Consider the following 15,495-nt stretch of genomic DNA (forward strand, 5'->3'; position numbering starts at 1 on the left):
CTTTGTCTCAAAATTTTACACATACATCTTTTGAATTTAGTATACAATATTAAATTTTTGTAATCAACAACTACAATTTAAAAAAATCAATTTTTCAAAGGATACCAAATATATAAATTACAAACACCATACTGATAAAGTTGACAATACGGAAAGCGAATTGATATGATAATTTAAAACAATATGCGAGGGATAATGATGGCTAACGTAGATGATCCACTATTGCGAGCGAATCATACGAGAGAAATCGTCAAGAGACTGCGTACCGATATCATTCTCGGCAAATATAAAAAAGGTTCACGATTAATCGAGGCTAAGATCGCCGATCAGCTCGGCACCAGCAGAGCACCTGTACGTACATCCTTTCAGCTGTTAGCCCAAGAAGGACTTGTCCTGAATCTGTCAAACGGCGGTAGGGAAGTCGTTGGGTTCTCCGTCAAACAGGTAAGCGATCTGTTCGACCTGCGTTTAATGTTGGAAACGAAAGCATTAGAGCTCATCATCCTTAATTCCAACTTCCAATATCGGCCGATCTTCGAGAGTATGGATCAGCTGAAGTTACACTTGGAGACTTCGGCCAATCATGAAATTTCCAGTGTTGATACCTCCCAGGCTGATATTTTGTTCCATCGAAGCCTGCTATTAATGTCAGAGAACAACCCCTTATTGGTCGCTTGGAACACAATGGCTAATATTTTCCAAACCCTGCTTGAGATTACGAACATGACCAGTTCAACCTACCGTGAATTTTATGATGACCATCAACATTTAGCCAACCTGATCATTCAGAGAAATCCTGAATGTCTGACTGAACTGACTGCACATATTAGCAAAGCGAAGAAGATTATCATACAGCGGCTTGAGGACAACATAGCTAAATCTTAAGGGTAAACCAAAAAGAGGCATTCCCATATGTCTTATGGGAAGCCCCTCGTTTTATGAAATCGACTTATGATTTTTGCTGACGTTTGAGATATCCCTCTTTAGTACTTGTTACAAAACTCTCAAATTCGGTAATATCGGCTGCACCATCAAGCACCCCGATCTCTAGCACGAAATCCAGCGTATCTAACGGAGCGATGACCTTCATTGTGCCGTTGGACTTCTCTTCAACCCTACCGTTAACGAAGCAGGTTGCAGGCATAATACCCATAGCGTAATCTGAGGATCGCATGGATTTCCATTGGACGAGATGTGGTAACCGATTAGCATCATATTTAATATACACACCGATTCCGAGCTTATCATTGATGACGGCAGCGCCCGTTATACCAGCACTATTACTGGCGAGACGGTGCTTGAACACTTGCTCACCATACCCATCAATAGGTCCGACCACCTCTGCATAACGCTCCACTTCGGCCTCAGACTCTTCATCCTTGCCCCTTGCTTCCAGACTTGGCATCAACACACGGGCACCCTCATCCAGCACAGGATATCCGATATTCACATGATAGAGCAGCATCAATTCTTGGGCTTCGAAGCCTTGATTCTCCACGCTGTCCCGCACTTCGATTGACTTGTCACCTATCCTCGCGGAGATGGTCCTCTTAAGAACTAAATTATCATTAAAAATAGCCGCTTCACGCATTTCTCCTGACAATTTCAAGACATAATCGTCACCCTCCCACTCCGCTTGAGCTGAGACGTTATCCGCAGGTGTCGTTTTCATCCGCCCATGAAATATTTGATCAAATCCATTGTCAACACAAGCGTCTCCAACGTTTAATAATCCGCAAGTATACAGTAGCCCACCAGAGATCGAGCGCATGAATTCGGTTCCATTCCTATCGACAAGCGCCGGGGAAACCATTCCGGATTTAGGATAGTAATTCAGGTTCATCCCTTTGTACTTCATGCTAATGATGTCTAATCCCTTACTCTCCAATACCGTAAAGTCAAGCCCCGTACCATTGGAAACTTCATATGCCTTTATCCCGTCCGATTTGCTGCCACTATACGTAAAGGGACGAACATAGCTCAATTGGGCCATGCTGCCTGCTTTTCTAAGTATATTTCTTCGATCCAACTTCTCCCCGAAAAGCTCAGCCATTCTTATTCACACCTCCCGCGAGCCAAATGATCCCCGGGCCCGTCACAATTAGAGTGCCTCGACCAATATGAGTTCACTAGTCAACGCATTACCCAACCTGATTGTCAATCCGCCCATCTTAAGCTTATGACCTTCCACCTCAAAGGTTTCCCCGCTATTATCCAGTGTAACTACATATCGCTTAGACGCACTCACGCCCTTAAAAACCACTTGAATGTCGTTAGTCTCCGGATTAGAAAGCTGGAAAATTCCCATGAGCGCTCTCTCTTTCGATTCCGATGCCAATTCCAGAATACCTGTCCCTTTCGGATCAAGCCCGTCAACTTCAGGCGTATGGTGATAAATATTAGAGGCATTCATCATCGGCCTCACAAAGTTTTTGTGTAAATCTATCATATGTGTAATCTTCTCTAATTGAAGAGGATTCGGCATGAAAGTTGGCGGGGTCGCACTTCCGATAGTTGGCCGAACAAACAAAAGGAGTCTCGCCTGGAATTCTAAGCTTGCCGTCGTGAATCCCGCCTGGTTGGTTAGCAGCCTATCCACATGCTCCGGCGGCAGACACATTGTAAGACCGTTTGTTATTGCGAAGCTGCGTGGGGCAAGCTGATGATCGGTTCCCCAGGTATGCGCATAATAACGGGTAAATCCCAGATCAGTTCGCCCGCCTCCGCCAGCGCACGCTTCAAAGACAACCTCGGGGAATCGGACCCTCAGTCGCATCATTATGCTATAGAATACTTCATAATAGCGCCAATCACTATTCTCTAAATAATTGTCCTTCAGGTTAAATGAGAAAGGCGTCATCGTCCCGACATTAAAATCCAACCGGAAGAAATCCAGCTTAAATCGATCAATTAAGGTGGCCATTTGCTGCTCAACCCATATACCAGCTTCGGATTTCGCAAGATCGACCATTCCGCCGCCACCATCAATAGCGCCTTTTATTTTACCGTCATAACCAATCGTGCACCATTCGGGATGCAATTCAAACATTTTACTGCTGGGTCCAAATCGTTCCGGTTCCATCCACAGACCGAATAACATCCCTTTTGCATGAACATAATCCCTGATCCCTTCAATTCCCATCGGATACCGATCAAGGTCAGGCTCCCAATCACCGACCTTGGCGTACCATGTTTTCTCCTCGCCAGGCGCACTAAACCATGCAGCATCGATGAAGAAAATTTCACAACCCGCTTCTGCCGAAGCATCAATAACATGCAGCACTGATTCCTGCGACATATCCACCTCTGGTCCGATTCCAGATTCGATCCACAATCCGCGCCCGCGAGCCTGGGGCAGCAAGACACTTTCCCTGACATGCTTGTGCATCGCATTGATACAATCGTCGAAGTCGCCATACATCATCCCCATGTGAACCTCAGCCGAGTTCACATGTTCGCCTGGTTCAAGTATTCTAATCGGAGAGGGCGCATCATGCGCCGCTTTGAAGGCCAGATGCGCATCATCGGATTCGCTGTTCAGATCGAAGGTGAATCGATAACCACCCGACCAGGCAAATTGGCAAATAAAGTGGCTGCCCATCGCCTTATCCTCCAACACGAACATCGGATGACGGTATCGATTTCTTAGGAAACGGCCACCAAAATAATACCCCGCATTGGGCAGATCATGCCATGCAAAGATCGCCTCCCGCATATGCTCCGTATATTCCATATATCCGAGCCGGTACAGCTTCTTCTGGTCCTTCACATGATTTCTCCATCTTTTCACCGTTTGCAATCCTCCGCCGAGAGGAACCACCAGGCCAAGTGCGGCTGGTTGGTTATGCAAATTGACAATTTCAATCCATCTTGTGAGGATTGGACTTCCATCCAGCAATGTATGGATCTTAACGGTTACTGGTCGAATCGTATGCTTAAGCGTAATGATCACATGAAGCCCTTTGGACTCTTTATTAGACTCATAGTGCTCCAATTCCCAATGAGAACCCAGTGATTGCCCGTCGATCTCCACCATAAAAGCCTGCGGCTCGGCAAATTTCTTGATATCCAGCACTTCCGGACGAGGGATGTTATTCGTAACTCCGCTGTATCCCGCACCATTCCACCCGAGAGATGCATAAATACCATCCACTAAGCCTTCTTCATACACCATCAGTCCACTCCGATAAGTGACGATAAAAAATGGCTCATTGCCAACATGTACATCAACAAATACCTTTTCCACCCTGTTACCTCCTTGAAGTCCGTTCATCTTCTAGATTCGATTTACTAGACAATGCCATTCAAGACCATAACCGAGCGACTTTTTAATCGACGGATATATAAATTTTTTCTTTAAGATGTTTTGTTTGCTTATCCCAATCCATTAAACCCAGCATCGTTACGAGATGCTTCATTCGCTCAGAGTCGGCTGTTTCACGCATTTGAATACCGTAATATTCCGTGATGTGAGATGAAACATGATTGACAATCATGCTCCGTAATTCATCGAGCTTGTCCTCCGGATATTGGCGGCATAGATTCATTGTGAACATCCTGCGAAGGGTACTGCCATTCCAGGCGGAATGAAAAGTCCGATGGTCGAAGATAAGCACATCTCCTGGAATGACATCCAGCACCTGTGCCGGCACTTCCGAGCCATGAATGCCTAAGTATTGCTCACTGTTCATGACTGTGCGTTTAATATCCTTGGCGTATTGCTCCCCCATACGGTGGCTGCCAGGAATTACACGCAGAGCACCATTCGTGCCATCCAACGGATCGAGGTAGAAGGCTACTTTAATATGCAAATGATTCTCTTCCTGTCCATCAGGATGCCAACCCGTATCACCTGAATAATAGTTGCCGTCGCTTCCCCAGTAAATGAAATCGTCGCCAAGTAAAGATGAACATGCACCAAGGATTCGCGGATCATCCAACAGCGCAGACAATCGAGCGCTGGAATCCACACATCCGCCGACCATGGTTCGTTTACTTCCGTCATGGATCGTTGACTTTTCTTGATAAGCTTGAAGCACGCGTTCAAACGCTTCTGTGATGTCGTCAATGTCATCCTTGAACATACCTGTCAATTTAAGAAACCCAAAGGTATTAAAAAACTCAACTTGCTGTTGTGACAGTTTAATAGGAAACTCCCCTCTCATCAAATTATTGCAAATAAAAACGGCTGCTAGAACAGCTTTATGTACGAGGTAGACACGATTCTGATCCGATTCCATAGCAACCGCTTTCACGTTTTTGTACATAACGTGATGGAACCTTTGCAAGATCCCCTCCCCTCTCTTATCAGTCAACCATTCCTAAATTAACTTCCTTAAGCGTTCACTTACTTTTTCACTTTATAACTCCTTTTATTATATTATACCAAACATATATTATTTCAACTATAATCATAAATTGTGTACAAATAAATTAATTGTATCCCGTCTGACTTTGCATGCGGATATTTTAAACAAAGCAAAAAAACCTTGATAGACCATGGTATCCGGTCATCAAGGTTTTCGAGTATGCTAGTCCGATTTCGGATAGATCATAATTTTTATCGCTTTATCCTTCTGCGTTCTGGAAAGCTGCAAAGCCTCGTTAATATCCAGCAGGTCGAACTGATGCGTAATGACCTTGCTAATATCGAGCCCGCTCTTGGCATAGGCCTGTATGGCTGCCGCATAGGTGTTGGCGTATCGAAAGACGCCGTATATATTTAATTCGGAATCAATAATTTTTTCTACGTTAAGCGGAACTTCATTTTCGGGAGGCAAACCGACAAATACGATTCTACCCCCTCTTTTCACCACATTCACCGTGCTTGAGATGGAGCTCCGATTACCTGAGGATTCGATCACGACGTCGATTCCGTTGTTATCCGTGAGCTTCGCAATCTCCTCGGCGATCGAATCTTCGAGCGGATTAAAGACCGCGGTTGCCCCCATCTTCAGGGCAAACTCCCGGCGAAACGCCACAACGTCGCTGGCGTATATCTCTCGTACGCCGAACAGCTTGGCAGCTTGGATTGCTAACAGGCCGATTGGACCAAGACCTGTGATGAACACCTTATCGCTAGGCTTAACATTTGCACGATTCATGGCATGATAGCCAACCGACAAGGGTTCCAATAAGGCTCCTTCCTCGAAGCTCATCGTATCTGGCAGCTTAAACAGGACATCGCTACGCATGACAATATAGTCGGCCCAAGCTCCGTTATCGGGCGGGGTGGCCAGAAAGAAGACATCCGGACACAGGTTATATCTTCCCCCCTTACAATAGTCGCATTGCCCGCAAGGCACTCCGGGTTCAACCGCCACCCTGTCCCCTACTTTTACGTTGGTGACTTTGGTCCCTACTGCGGCGACCGTTCCCGCTACCTCGTGTCCAAGAATCAGCGGTTCTTCCACCACATATCTTCCGATTCGACCATGTTCATAATAATGGATATCCGATCCACAAATGCCAATGCACTGTACTTTAATTAATACTTCAGTCGGTCCCGGAACGGGGCGTGCGATTTGCCCGACTTCGATGCGTAATTTTTCCTTCATGATCGCCGCATTCATCTTAACGTTCCCCATGATCTGCTTCCCAGCCTCTCTGCTAACGAATTTGAATTCCCGCGATTTCGAATTGCGAATGACCATTCGTCTCCGTACAGACGATTCGCATTTCCTGCATCGTAAGCGATTCTTCGAAATGATGGACTTGCTTCCGTTGCCGGTTGTTGTCCACCTCTGCGACCATAACCCACTCCTCGTTGCAATGGATTTCGATCTTGTAACTCTTGACAAGCTCCGGGATGACCTCGAAAGGCGTACGATGATGATGGAGATTGATTAAATCCTCATTCACGTCGTCGTTGAAAGTAAGATGCACTTCATTCACTGCAACCGGATCATCCCACTTTAAGTGCAACCACTCTGGCTGACCGGAAGCTTCGGCAGACCACATATGGGGACCGCCGTAAGGCCTCATATAACCATCGACCGCTTTAGATGGGTGATAGACTTCGGTTAGCTCATGCCGCCTCATGCAGAATGGCTTCCTTACCGTTCGTCTCATGCTCCATTGAACCACAAGCTGATTCGGATCAAGGCCTTCCAATCCTCTGGCCGCGTTCAATGCTTTTTCCCTCACGAAGGAGAGCACACCGCTCCAAGGCTTATGCGATAAATGAAGTTGTACGTTACTATTTTCTCTAACGATAATAAATGCGTTCTCGGCTTGTGCCGGATTCCACGGCAAATGGAATGAAACCCACTGCATTTTGCCTGCTTGAACGTGGACGGCATCCTTAACCTGCAGCGCTACGGGAATGTAATTTTCCGGTCTGCCTGTACGCCAAAGCTCGACCTCTACGGTCGTCGCTTCCGCGACATCCATTAGGATCTCAATGTTAGCGATGTCTGGATCGACTGGCAGCAGAATACCCGCATCTGCGACCAGTGGATGCTTCTCATCCGAGGAATCAATATTGATTGTCGCAGTATAGCTGGATGCGGAAATCTTCGCTTGTCGTGCCAATTCCTTTTCGTCCTCATGCCTGATGCCGATAATCGAAGCATCCTGCCATAATAAGGCTTGCTGTAACTCCTTGATATGACTCTCATATAACCCACGCGGTGTTACGCCATATTCCACGCACAAAGCCGCAGCGGTCCCTGCTGCCTCGCCGATAGTAGCGCACGTACCCATTACACGGGTTGCACCGAACGCGATATGGGTCGCGCTAATGTTCCGTCCTGCAAAGAGCAGATTGCGGACGTTGGTGGAATACAAGGAACGATATGGGATTTGGAACGTGCCGTCGCTATGGAAGTGCATGGACAAGTGATCTACGGCGTACATCCCTTCTTTCTGATGCAAATCGATTGACCAGCCCCCGAAAGTCACGCAATCGTCGAATAGCGTTTGGACTTCGAGGTCATTTTGATTCAGGACGTAATCGCCGATAAAACGCCGGTATTCTCGTTTTCCGGGTATGCTGCCCACCCATTCCAGAGTCATTCGCTCGGCGTCGAATTTGCCCGAGTTTTTGATGTAATCCCAGATCCCGTAAATCACTGACCACAGCTCGTCCCGAATGCGTTCGTTATCGTGAAGCGTGTCGATTTCTCCTCCCCACTCTATCCACCAATAATGGCATCCGGAATCGCCACTTCTAAGCACTCTTTTGATCGGAATCGGAGTTTGGGTAATATCCTTCGCAAAGCTTGGCGCGATATAGTTGACGGGATGATCCACTTCCTTCGTATAGAACAGTAACGTGCTGCCTAATGTAATATCATCCGCTTCTTCCGGCGCCCATTTTTCGAAGAATTCGGAATGGGCTTCCCGCCCGATCCGATATTTCGCTCCCGCCAAGAAACCGACAAGACCATCGCCCGTACAATCCAGGAACACAGGGCTTTCGAACCTGATTTTACGCTCGGAGCCCATCATCCACCCTGTCACGGAATGGATAACCCGTTCGTCTTGCAGCCCATCGGCTTCAACCTCGTGAACGTCCGTATTTAGAAATAACTGAATGTTTTTTTCGTTTCTAACCGTCTCCAGAACGACCATATCCCATAAATACGGATTGCCGTCCGGGTTTACATACTGGTTTTTAAGAAACATCTCACCCATAATACCGGTCTCTCGCGCATATCGATTCACGCCATGCCCAGTGGCGCCGACCACCCAGACTCTAATCTCGCTGCTTGAATTCCCGCCTAACATGGGCCTGTTTTGCACTAAAGCTACCTGTTTTCCGTTTCTAGCGGCCGCTACGGCTGCGCACACTCCCGACAGCCCGCCTCCGATAACCGTAACATCCGACTTCACCGATTCAAATCTCATTTCATTTACCCCTTTCGGCAACCCGCTTTTCGTTATCCTTTAACTGCAGAGCTCGCCAATCCCTCTACGATAAATTTCTGACCGATTAGAAAGACGATAATCATCGGAATCATTCCGGCCGTTGCCGCCGCCATCATTCCGTTGTAATCCACGGTGTTCTCCAGAACAAAGTTTTGCAAACCAAGTGAAACCGTGTACAGCTTCTCATCCAACAAGAAAATAAGCGCATTCTCGAAATCGTTCCAATGCCACGAGAAATCGATAATGGCAAATGTAGCTAGTGAAGGCTTGGCCATCGGCAGCATCATGCGAAGGAAGATCCCGAAATGGCCCGCGCCATCGAGCATGGCCGATTCCGAAATATCTTTAGGCACAGCAATGAAAAATTGTCGCAGCATGAATACGCCAAGAACGGTAAATATGCCTGGCAAGATCAATGCCATATGCGTGTTATAGATCCCGATCGCGTTAAACATAATAAATTTCGGGATAAATATAATTTGATTTGGTATCATCATCGCGACGAGATAGATGACGAACATTGTGTCTCTGCCTTTGAATTCGATTCTCGAGAATCCATAAGCGGCAACCGCAGCAAGAAAAACGGCTCCGATCGTGCTAATAAGAGATATTTTCAACGAATTCATATAATAATTTACAAAGCTAGCATGCCCCGTCCATACATTCTCGTGATATTTGAGTGTGGGTTGATTGGATATCCAATGAAACGGATACTCAAACACTTCGAAAGGCTGCTTAAAGGATGTGCTTATCATCCAAAGAAACGGATAGATCATGACGAGTGCAAACATAAACATCATAATGGTGGAGAAAAGTTTACGCATATGCTCTATCCCTTCATGAATAGTGAACCCATTTTTTCTGTGCGATCCATTGTATAGCTGTAATTGCGATTATAATAAACAGAAGGAATACCGATATTGCGGACGCATACCCCATATCGTAATATCGGAAGGCCGTTTTATAGATAAATAAGGAAAGCACGGTCGTGCTGTTTCCCGGGCCGCCGTCCGTAATCGCTTGGAAGATTCCCATTTGCTTGATCGATACGATAAATCCCGTCATAAGCAGGAACAGCGTTGTCGGACTGACCAAGGGCCAGATTACGAATCGAATCGTATGCAGCTTGCGGGCGCCATCGATCCTGGAAGCTTCAAGCAGCTCGTTGGATACTTCCTGTAAAGCCGCTAAATAGACGATAATGTTGTACCCAAGCAGATACCATATCCAAATAATGTCGAATACGAAAATGGCCGAAGAAGTCGAGGAGAGCCAGCCGGGCGGATGATCGATTCCAATACTCATTAATAACGTATTGATAGGTCCGTCTTCGGGCTGAAAGATTAACATCCATACAAAAGCAATCGCAACTCCCGTTGTAATGTACGGAAGAAAGAACATGGTACGAAGCGCGTTTTTGAGAAATACACTTTTGTTCAAGACAAGCGCCGTCATAAATCCAAGACCTACGGATATTGGAACGGATCCTAGGAAGATCAACGTATTTTTTAATGAAGTATAGAAGACTTCGTCTTGAAACAATCGCGTAAAATTATTCAGACCGACAAAATCGGCTTTAAGCTGCGGAAACTCCCAATTCGTAAAAGCTAAAAAGATAGAAAACAAAGCGGGAATAATGATAAAGAGAGAAACACCAATCATATTAGGAGCAATGAACAAATACCCTGTCAGTTGTTGTCTTCTCATCCAGTTTAACTTCATCTACAGCCTCTCCTAATAGAGTAAGGAACATTACCTTCAATGTCCTTACTCTTATTGTTAATGCAGCGTCATTTCCGCTTCATATAATCATTGTGTCTCTTGACGACATTGTTAATCGTGTCCGCTAAGGACTGGGATTTAATGTAGTATTTATCGAACTCTTCGCGTCTAATATCAATGACTTCTTGCGGAAGCGTAACTTGGAAAGTAGGCAGATCGTTGTTTAGAATTCTCTGAAGAGACTCAACGTCGTACTTATCCTTCGAGTCGCCTAGCAATAACTCGAGAGCCTTAGCTTGATCCGCATCCTTCGATGCCGGAATACGGCCTCCCTTCGCCATCGGCAGCATGCCGCCGTCAGCGTACCACTTCAAAAACTGCCAAGCTTCTTCTTTGTGTTCCGATTTGGCATTAATAGCGAGGGCATCACCCAAGCCGCCCAAATATCTGAAATCGTCTTGCTCCTGCGTGATTCGCGGCAATGGAGCGAATGCAACCTTGAAGTCGCGCGGATAATCCTTCCCATTATTAGCATCGCGGAAAACCCATTCTCCCGCATTCAGCATTGCCAGCTTATTACCCAAAAACTCAGCGATTAAATTCATTTTCGTCGTCTCGATCAAGCTGATAGGCGGGCTCACCTGAGAAGTGTGCATCATATCGTATTGGCGCTGCAAAGCTTCTGACACGATAGGCGCGCCAAGGTTAGAGGTTCCGTCTTCCTTGACATATCCCTGTACCGCCAAAGATCCGTCGAACGAAACGATATCTCTCCAGAACGGAAACATTGCATATCCCCATCTCGTGTCGGTTCTCAGCGCTTTCGCATATTTCTCAACGTCCGCTAACGTCCAATCCGTTGGAACGGGAAGCCCCGCTTCATCAAGAGCATCCTTATTCATCCATACGAAATGTATGTTTCTCTTTGTCGGCATAGCGTAATATTTATCATCCACTGCCCATTCCTTTGCACCCGGACCCATCTTGTCATCGATGCCATAATCCGTGAATTGGCTTAGATCGAGTGCCGATCCGGACGATACCCGTTTGGCTAACAAGGGTTTCGTATAGTTTGCGAATATATCTACGCTTTGGCCCGAGATGAGAGCCGTATCCAGTTTCAAGTTCCCGCTGTCATCGTTTACATATCGAACGTAGGTCACTTGGATATTAGGATTTGCTTTATTCCAGTTATCCACGATCTCTTGCGGACCCGCTTCGGGCGGTACTCCTCCCCAGAACGTCAGCTTCACTACATCTTTCGAAGGTTCGGTCGATGCTCCTGCTTGCCCGCTCGAATCCTTGCTGTTATTGCCGTTACTTGAGCAAGCGGATAAGACAGATACTACAATCAACATAAGCACTAGAACGATGCCTGTTTTCTTCATCTTCTTTTGACCTCCATCTGTTTTTGATCTTACGCTGTCCATCATATAAAGGATTGAAGATCAAAAGAATGAACATATCCATTAACCGATTAGAACAAAACCATTGAATTTCGATTCCGTATTAGTATCGGTATTGCGAAGGAGTCGTTCCCGTAATTCGTTTGAAAATCCGATTGAAATAATTAATATTGTTAAACCCTACCTGGTCTGAGATTTGATTAATCGTAAGATCTGTCTGCGTTAAATAAAACATCGCTTTGTTGATCCGAAGATGATGCACGTAAGTGATCAGACTTTCTTTTGTCTTGGTTTTGAATAAACTGCTGAAATAATTCTCGTCCATAGAAATCAGAGCCGCCATGCTCTTCACCGAAATCTCTTTGTGAAAATTCTCGTTGATGTATGCAATAACCTTATTCACTTCCGGATGATCCGTTATGATCGCGGGCTGCGTTTGATTATAGGCTTCCAAGTAAGCGTGCAGTTTCGTTATCATCGCTTGCTTCAATTCCTCATGATCTCTTGCATCAAACAACGCGCTTTGATTGTGGCTTCCCTTCTGGATCATCGAATAGAGCGTATAATCCACATCCGCTGCTATTCTCTTCGCGTCAATCATCGTCAAATGACTATTGCGCATATCCATCCATATTTCATCGACTAGCTCATAGCAACGTTTTTCTTCTCCTTTTTCAAAGCTGGACACGAGCTCTCGTTTTTTTCTCCATGCAAAATAGGGAGCGGATTCCTTGTATTCGATGTCATCCACGGAAAATACCCCTTTCGTCCCCTCGTACCACGCGGAACCCAACTGTTGAATCAATCTTTTCCATTGCATGTTCAATTTCGAATGGTGAATATCGGTTGCATACACGATCGCATATTTCTGATAGGCTGCAGGGGCTTCAACGATCACTATTCCCGGCTTGTGCCAGACAAATACGGTAGTCAGACCGTCACTGTGGTACAGATGAGTTGCTTCTGTGCAGCGGAATTGAATAAAAGGCAAAGCCTGCTTATATTCTTGGGCACCCCATCGTTCCTCGCCGCGAATGACGGATACGATCGTGAGGTTGAAATGCTGCAGCTCCGAGATGACGGAAGGTACATGCTCATCTTGATCCAGCTCGTTAATACTGCGCCAAATCTGCCCATAGTAAGAATTGATCTTCTGGTCTGCGAACTGGTTACGCACCTCAAGCTCCGATTTAATCTTGGATAAGGATTCGACTAGACTGGATACGCTCATGGACAGCTTCAGGATATAATTCGAAGCGCCATATTCCAGAGCCTGTCTCACATATTCGAACTCGTTCAGGCAGCTCAACATGATGAACTTGCAATTCAAATCATGCGCTCTTGCTCGCTTTAACAGTTCGACTCCGTCCATAACAGGCATTTTAATATCCGTAATTACTAGATCGAAATGCATTTCTTGAAGCAGCCGCAGCGCTTCTGCTCCATGATCCGCTTCCCCCAGAATTGTAAAGCCAAGCTCCTCCCAATTAACAATCATCTTTATAGATTCTCTTACAAACAATTCATCCTCGACTAGAAGTACCTTCCACATCGTTGTCAGCCTCCTTCATAAGGTCTTGATAGAAAGTAAGGCAATTGCATGCGAACTAATGTCCCTTGCTCTAAAGGAATTACTTCCAGCTTGCCGTCTTCTTTGAATAAGATCTGAAGCCTGTCCTTCAAATTTTGCAGACCTATCCCTTTGCGGCTTCTTCCTTTTTGCGCTTTATTTTGTTCTTGTATGCCAATCCCATTATCTTCGATCTCAATGTATAGAAGCTTATTCTCGGTAAAAATACGAATCATGATGTTCCCCTGTTCCTTAAGCGCAGATATGCCATGCAAAATTGAATTCTCTACTAAAGGCTGAATACTTAATTTCGGCACAAGCGCATAATCCATTCCCGAGTTATATTCATAGTCAACGTTAAGTTGGTCATTGTAACGCAATTCATGAATGAGCAAGTAATCCTCAATCAGTTTAAGCTCGTCTTTGAGGTAAATTAATTCCACCTCCGAGTGTAAGCTCGTTTCGAGAATATTGCCTAACGAGACGCAAATATCGGGGATGTCTTTGTCACCTTGTCTGATGGCGATCCATTTGATCGTATTTAACGTATTCAGCAGGAAATGGGGATTGATCTGCGACAGCAGCATTTGAAAATGTACAAACTCTCTTTGCTTCTGCTCGTCTTTCAATAATTTCACCATCTTGTTCATATCCGCTGTCATCTTGTTAAAGGAACGTATAAGTTGAAGAATTTCTCCCGAATAGTTCTTTTCCGAAATCGTGATTTTTAAATTTTGATTGACGATATTGCTCATTTTCTTTTCCAGCACCGTTAATGGCTTGGTGAATTTGTGGGAAATAAACATATTTATGGCGATGAACAGGACAATAAATGCAATAAAAATGCTAAAAAACTTAACTTTAAGATCCCAGATCTCATTGAAGAGAACTTTTCTAGGAATAATATCAACGAAGTACCAGTCCAATTGGGGAATACTTCGGTAATTAATAAGAGAATCCGAGCCTTGATCGAAATAAAAGCCGCTCTTTTCCTTTGTTTCGTTAAAGAAAGAGAGGACTTGTGTATCGAGCACGAGTTCGCTGTTAAAAGAAGAAACAAGCGCCCCTGTCTTATCGATAATGTAATACTGATGTTCTTCGTCGCTATTCACGAAGGCTTTAAACCATTTCTCATAGTCGATACTTATTCGGGCTAAGCTGAATGGTGTATTGCTCGTATCTCTCATTGTCGATCCTAGCGTCAGCAAATACTTGCTGCTCGAGACATCCCGCGAAACATAATTCGGGTCATTCGCAATCCACAAATAAGGACGATCGACATGTAACCCTTTCGCCCAATTCTCGTTTTTAATGGCGTTATAATCTAACATTTGTTGCGGCGGAAAGGAAGTATAAACGCTTCCATAATCATCAAGCACGGTATAGTACACGATTTGCGAATTAAATAAAAAAATACTATTATCGATATTTTTCAATACCCGCTCGATCAGATGCACCCGATCCAATTCTGTATATTTCTCGGGCTTCGTCAACACATCGTAAATCACCTTGTCATTCTGAACCATGACTAAGGTTTTATAAACCAAGCTCATCAGATCCTCGGTAGATTGCTGGACTTGATCCAAGCCTTTGGAGCTTTGTGAAACGATTTTGTCCTGCAAGGCCACTTCAAACTGGTTGAACAAATAAAGATATAAAAAAATTAAGGGAGTAATAATGAGAATGAACAGGGATAAAAAGAGCTTTGTCTTTAATCTTTTCGGTTTTATTCTGTGATAGATCGTCATCATTTATGCGCTTCCCTTCCCCTGTGTCTTAAGATCCGTTCTATCTTTTATTTTAATAGATTACTGTAGGATGCTGATGGAACAAATCTTATAGCTTGATGGCACAAATCATTGATATCATGCCTCGAAATCGCTACTTTTTGTTCTAATAAGTCGTTGGATACGTTCATTCTCTTAG

11 protein-coding genes are annotated in these 15,495 nt (G+C 45.0%); 1 reads left to right on the plus strand and 10 read right to left on the minus strand.

Features of this window, described 5'->3' with window-relative positions:
• Window positions 1–198: 198 nt before the first annotated feature.
• Window positions 199–885: a GntR family transcriptional regulator gene (locus tag IEY46_RS21020; protein ID WP_188994698.1), complete on the plus strand. Its 687-nt coding sequence runs from the start codon at window positions 199–201 to the stop codon at window positions 883–885.
• A gap of 64 nt (window positions 886–949) precedes the next feature.
• Here the strand turns inward: IEY46_RS21020 and IEY46_RS21025 are convergent, their stop codons facing one another.
• The 10 genes from IEY46_RS21025 to IEY46_RS21070 all read right to left on the minus strand — a co-directional run bounded on the left by IEY46_RS21025 (window position 950) and on the right by IEY46_RS21070 (window position 15,320).
• The gene (locus tag IEY46_RS21025; protein ID WP_188994700.1) at window positions 950–2,053 is read right to left on the minus strand and encodes an aldose 1-epimerase family protein; all 1,104 of its coding nucleotides are present in this window, start codon (window positions 2,051–2,053) and stop codon (window positions 950–952) included.
• Window positions 2,054–2,101: 48 nt separating this feature from the next.
• Window positions 2,102–4,246 (minus strand): glycoside hydrolase family 36 protein, encoded by a 2,145-nt coding sequence (locus tag IEY46_RS21030; protein WP_188994702.1) that lies wholly within the window; start codon window positions 4,244–4,246, stop codon window positions 2,102–2,104.
• A gap of 82 nt (window positions 4,247–4,328) precedes the next feature.
• Window positions 4,329–5,288: a phytanoyl-CoA dioxygenase family protein gene (locus tag IEY46_RS21035; protein WP_229750441.1), complete on the minus strand. Its 960-nt coding sequence runs from the start codon at window positions 5,286–5,288 to the stop codon at window positions 4,329–4,331.
• 243 nt (window positions 5,289–5,531) lie between these two features.
• Window positions 5,532–6,587 carry an NAD(P)-dependent alcohol dehydrogenase gene (locus tag IEY46_RS21040; protein WP_188994706.1) on the minus strand — a complete coding sequence of 352 codons (1,056 nt, stop codon included), beginning with the start codon at window positions 6,585–6,587 and terminating at the stop codon, window positions 5,532–5,534.
• Between the two features lie 22 nt (window positions 6,588–6,609).
• On the minus strand, window positions 6,610–8,850 hold the full coding sequence (locus tag IEY46_RS21045) for an FAD-dependent oxidoreductase (protein ID WP_188994708.1): 2,241 nt from the start codon (window positions 8,848–8,850) through the stop codon (window positions 6,610–6,612).
• Window positions 8,851–8,882: 32 nt separating this feature from the next.
• Window positions 8,883–9,695, minus strand: a complete 813-nt coding sequence (locus IEY46_RS21050) for a carbohydrate ABC transporter permease (protein WP_188994710.1) — start codon at window positions 9,693–9,695, stop codon at window positions 8,883–8,885.
• Window positions 9,696–9,708: 13 nt separating this feature from the next.
• The gene (locus IEY46_RS21055; protein WP_188994712.1) at window positions 9,709–10,593 is read right to left on the minus strand and encodes a carbohydrate ABC transporter permease; all 885 of its coding nucleotides are present in this window, start codon (window positions 10,591–10,593) and stop codon (window positions 9,709–9,711) included.
• Between the two features lie 68 nt (window positions 10,594–10,661).
• Window positions 10,662–11,981 (minus strand): ABC transporter substrate-binding protein, encoded by a 1,320-nt coding sequence (locus tag IEY46_RS21060; protein WP_188994714.1) that lies wholly within the window; start codon window positions 11,979–11,981, stop codon window positions 10,662–10,664.
• Window positions 11,982–12,102: 121 nt separating this feature from the next.
• The gene (locus tag IEY46_RS21065; protein ID WP_188994716.1) at window positions 12,103–13,551 is read right to left on the minus strand and encodes a response regulator transcription factor; all 1,449 of its coding nucleotides are present in this window, start codon (window positions 13,549–13,551) and stop codon (window positions 12,103–12,105) included.
• A gap of 5 nt (window positions 13,552–13,556) precedes the next feature.
• Window positions 13,557–15,320 (minus strand): cache domain-containing sensor histidine kinase, encoded by a 1,764-nt coding sequence (locus IEY46_RS21070; protein WP_188994718.1) that lies wholly within the window; start codon window positions 15,318–15,320, stop codon window positions 13,557–13,559.
• Window positions 15,321–15,495: the final 175 nt, after the last annotated feature.

The sequence above is a fragment of the Paenibacillus nasutitermitis genome, from assembly GCF_014641075.1.
GTDB classification, from domain to species: domain Bacteria; phylum Bacillota; class Bacilli; order Paenibacillales; family Paenibacillaceae; genus Paenibacillus_Z; species Paenibacillus_Z nasutitermitis.

Excerpts from the sequence above, each read along its gene's own strand:
- IEY46_RS21020 (WP_188994698.1), top strand. The coding sequence starts at position 199 with ATGGCTAACGTAGATGATCCACTATTGCGAGCGAATCATACGAGAGAA.
- IEY46_RS21025 (WP_188994700.1), bottom strand. The coding sequence starts at position 2,053 with ATGGCTGAGCTTTTCGGGGAGAAGTTGGATCGAAGAAATATACTTAGA.
- IEY46_RS21040 (WP_188994706.1), bottom strand. The coding sequence starts at position 6,587 with ATGGGGAACGTTAAGATGAATGCGGCGATCATGAAGGAAAAATTACGC.
- IEY46_RS21045 (WP_188994708.1), bottom strand. The coding sequence starts at position 8,850 with ATGAGATTTGAATCGGTGAAGTCGGATGTTACGGTTATCGGAGGCGGG.
- IEY46_RS21050 (WP_188994710.1), bottom strand. The coding sequence starts at position 9,695 with ATGCGTAAACTTTTCTCCACCATTATGATGTTTATGTTTGCACTCGTC.
- IEY46_RS21055 (WP_188994712.1), bottom strand. The coding sequence starts at position 10,593 with ATGAAGTTAAACTGGATGAGAAGACAACAACTGACAGGGTATTTGTTC.
- IEY46_RS21060 (WP_188994714.1), bottom strand. The coding sequence starts at position 11,981 with ATGAAGAAAACAGGCATCGTTCTAGTGCTTATGTTGATTGTAGTATCT.
- IEY46_RS21065 (WP_188994716.1), bottom strand. The coding sequence starts at position 13,551 with ATGTGGAAGGTACTTCTAGTCGAGGATGAATTGTTTGTAAGAGAATCT.
- IEY46_RS21070 (WP_188994718.1), bottom strand. The coding sequence starts at position 15,320 with ATGATGACGATCTATCACAGAATAAAACCGAAAAGATTAAAGACAAAG.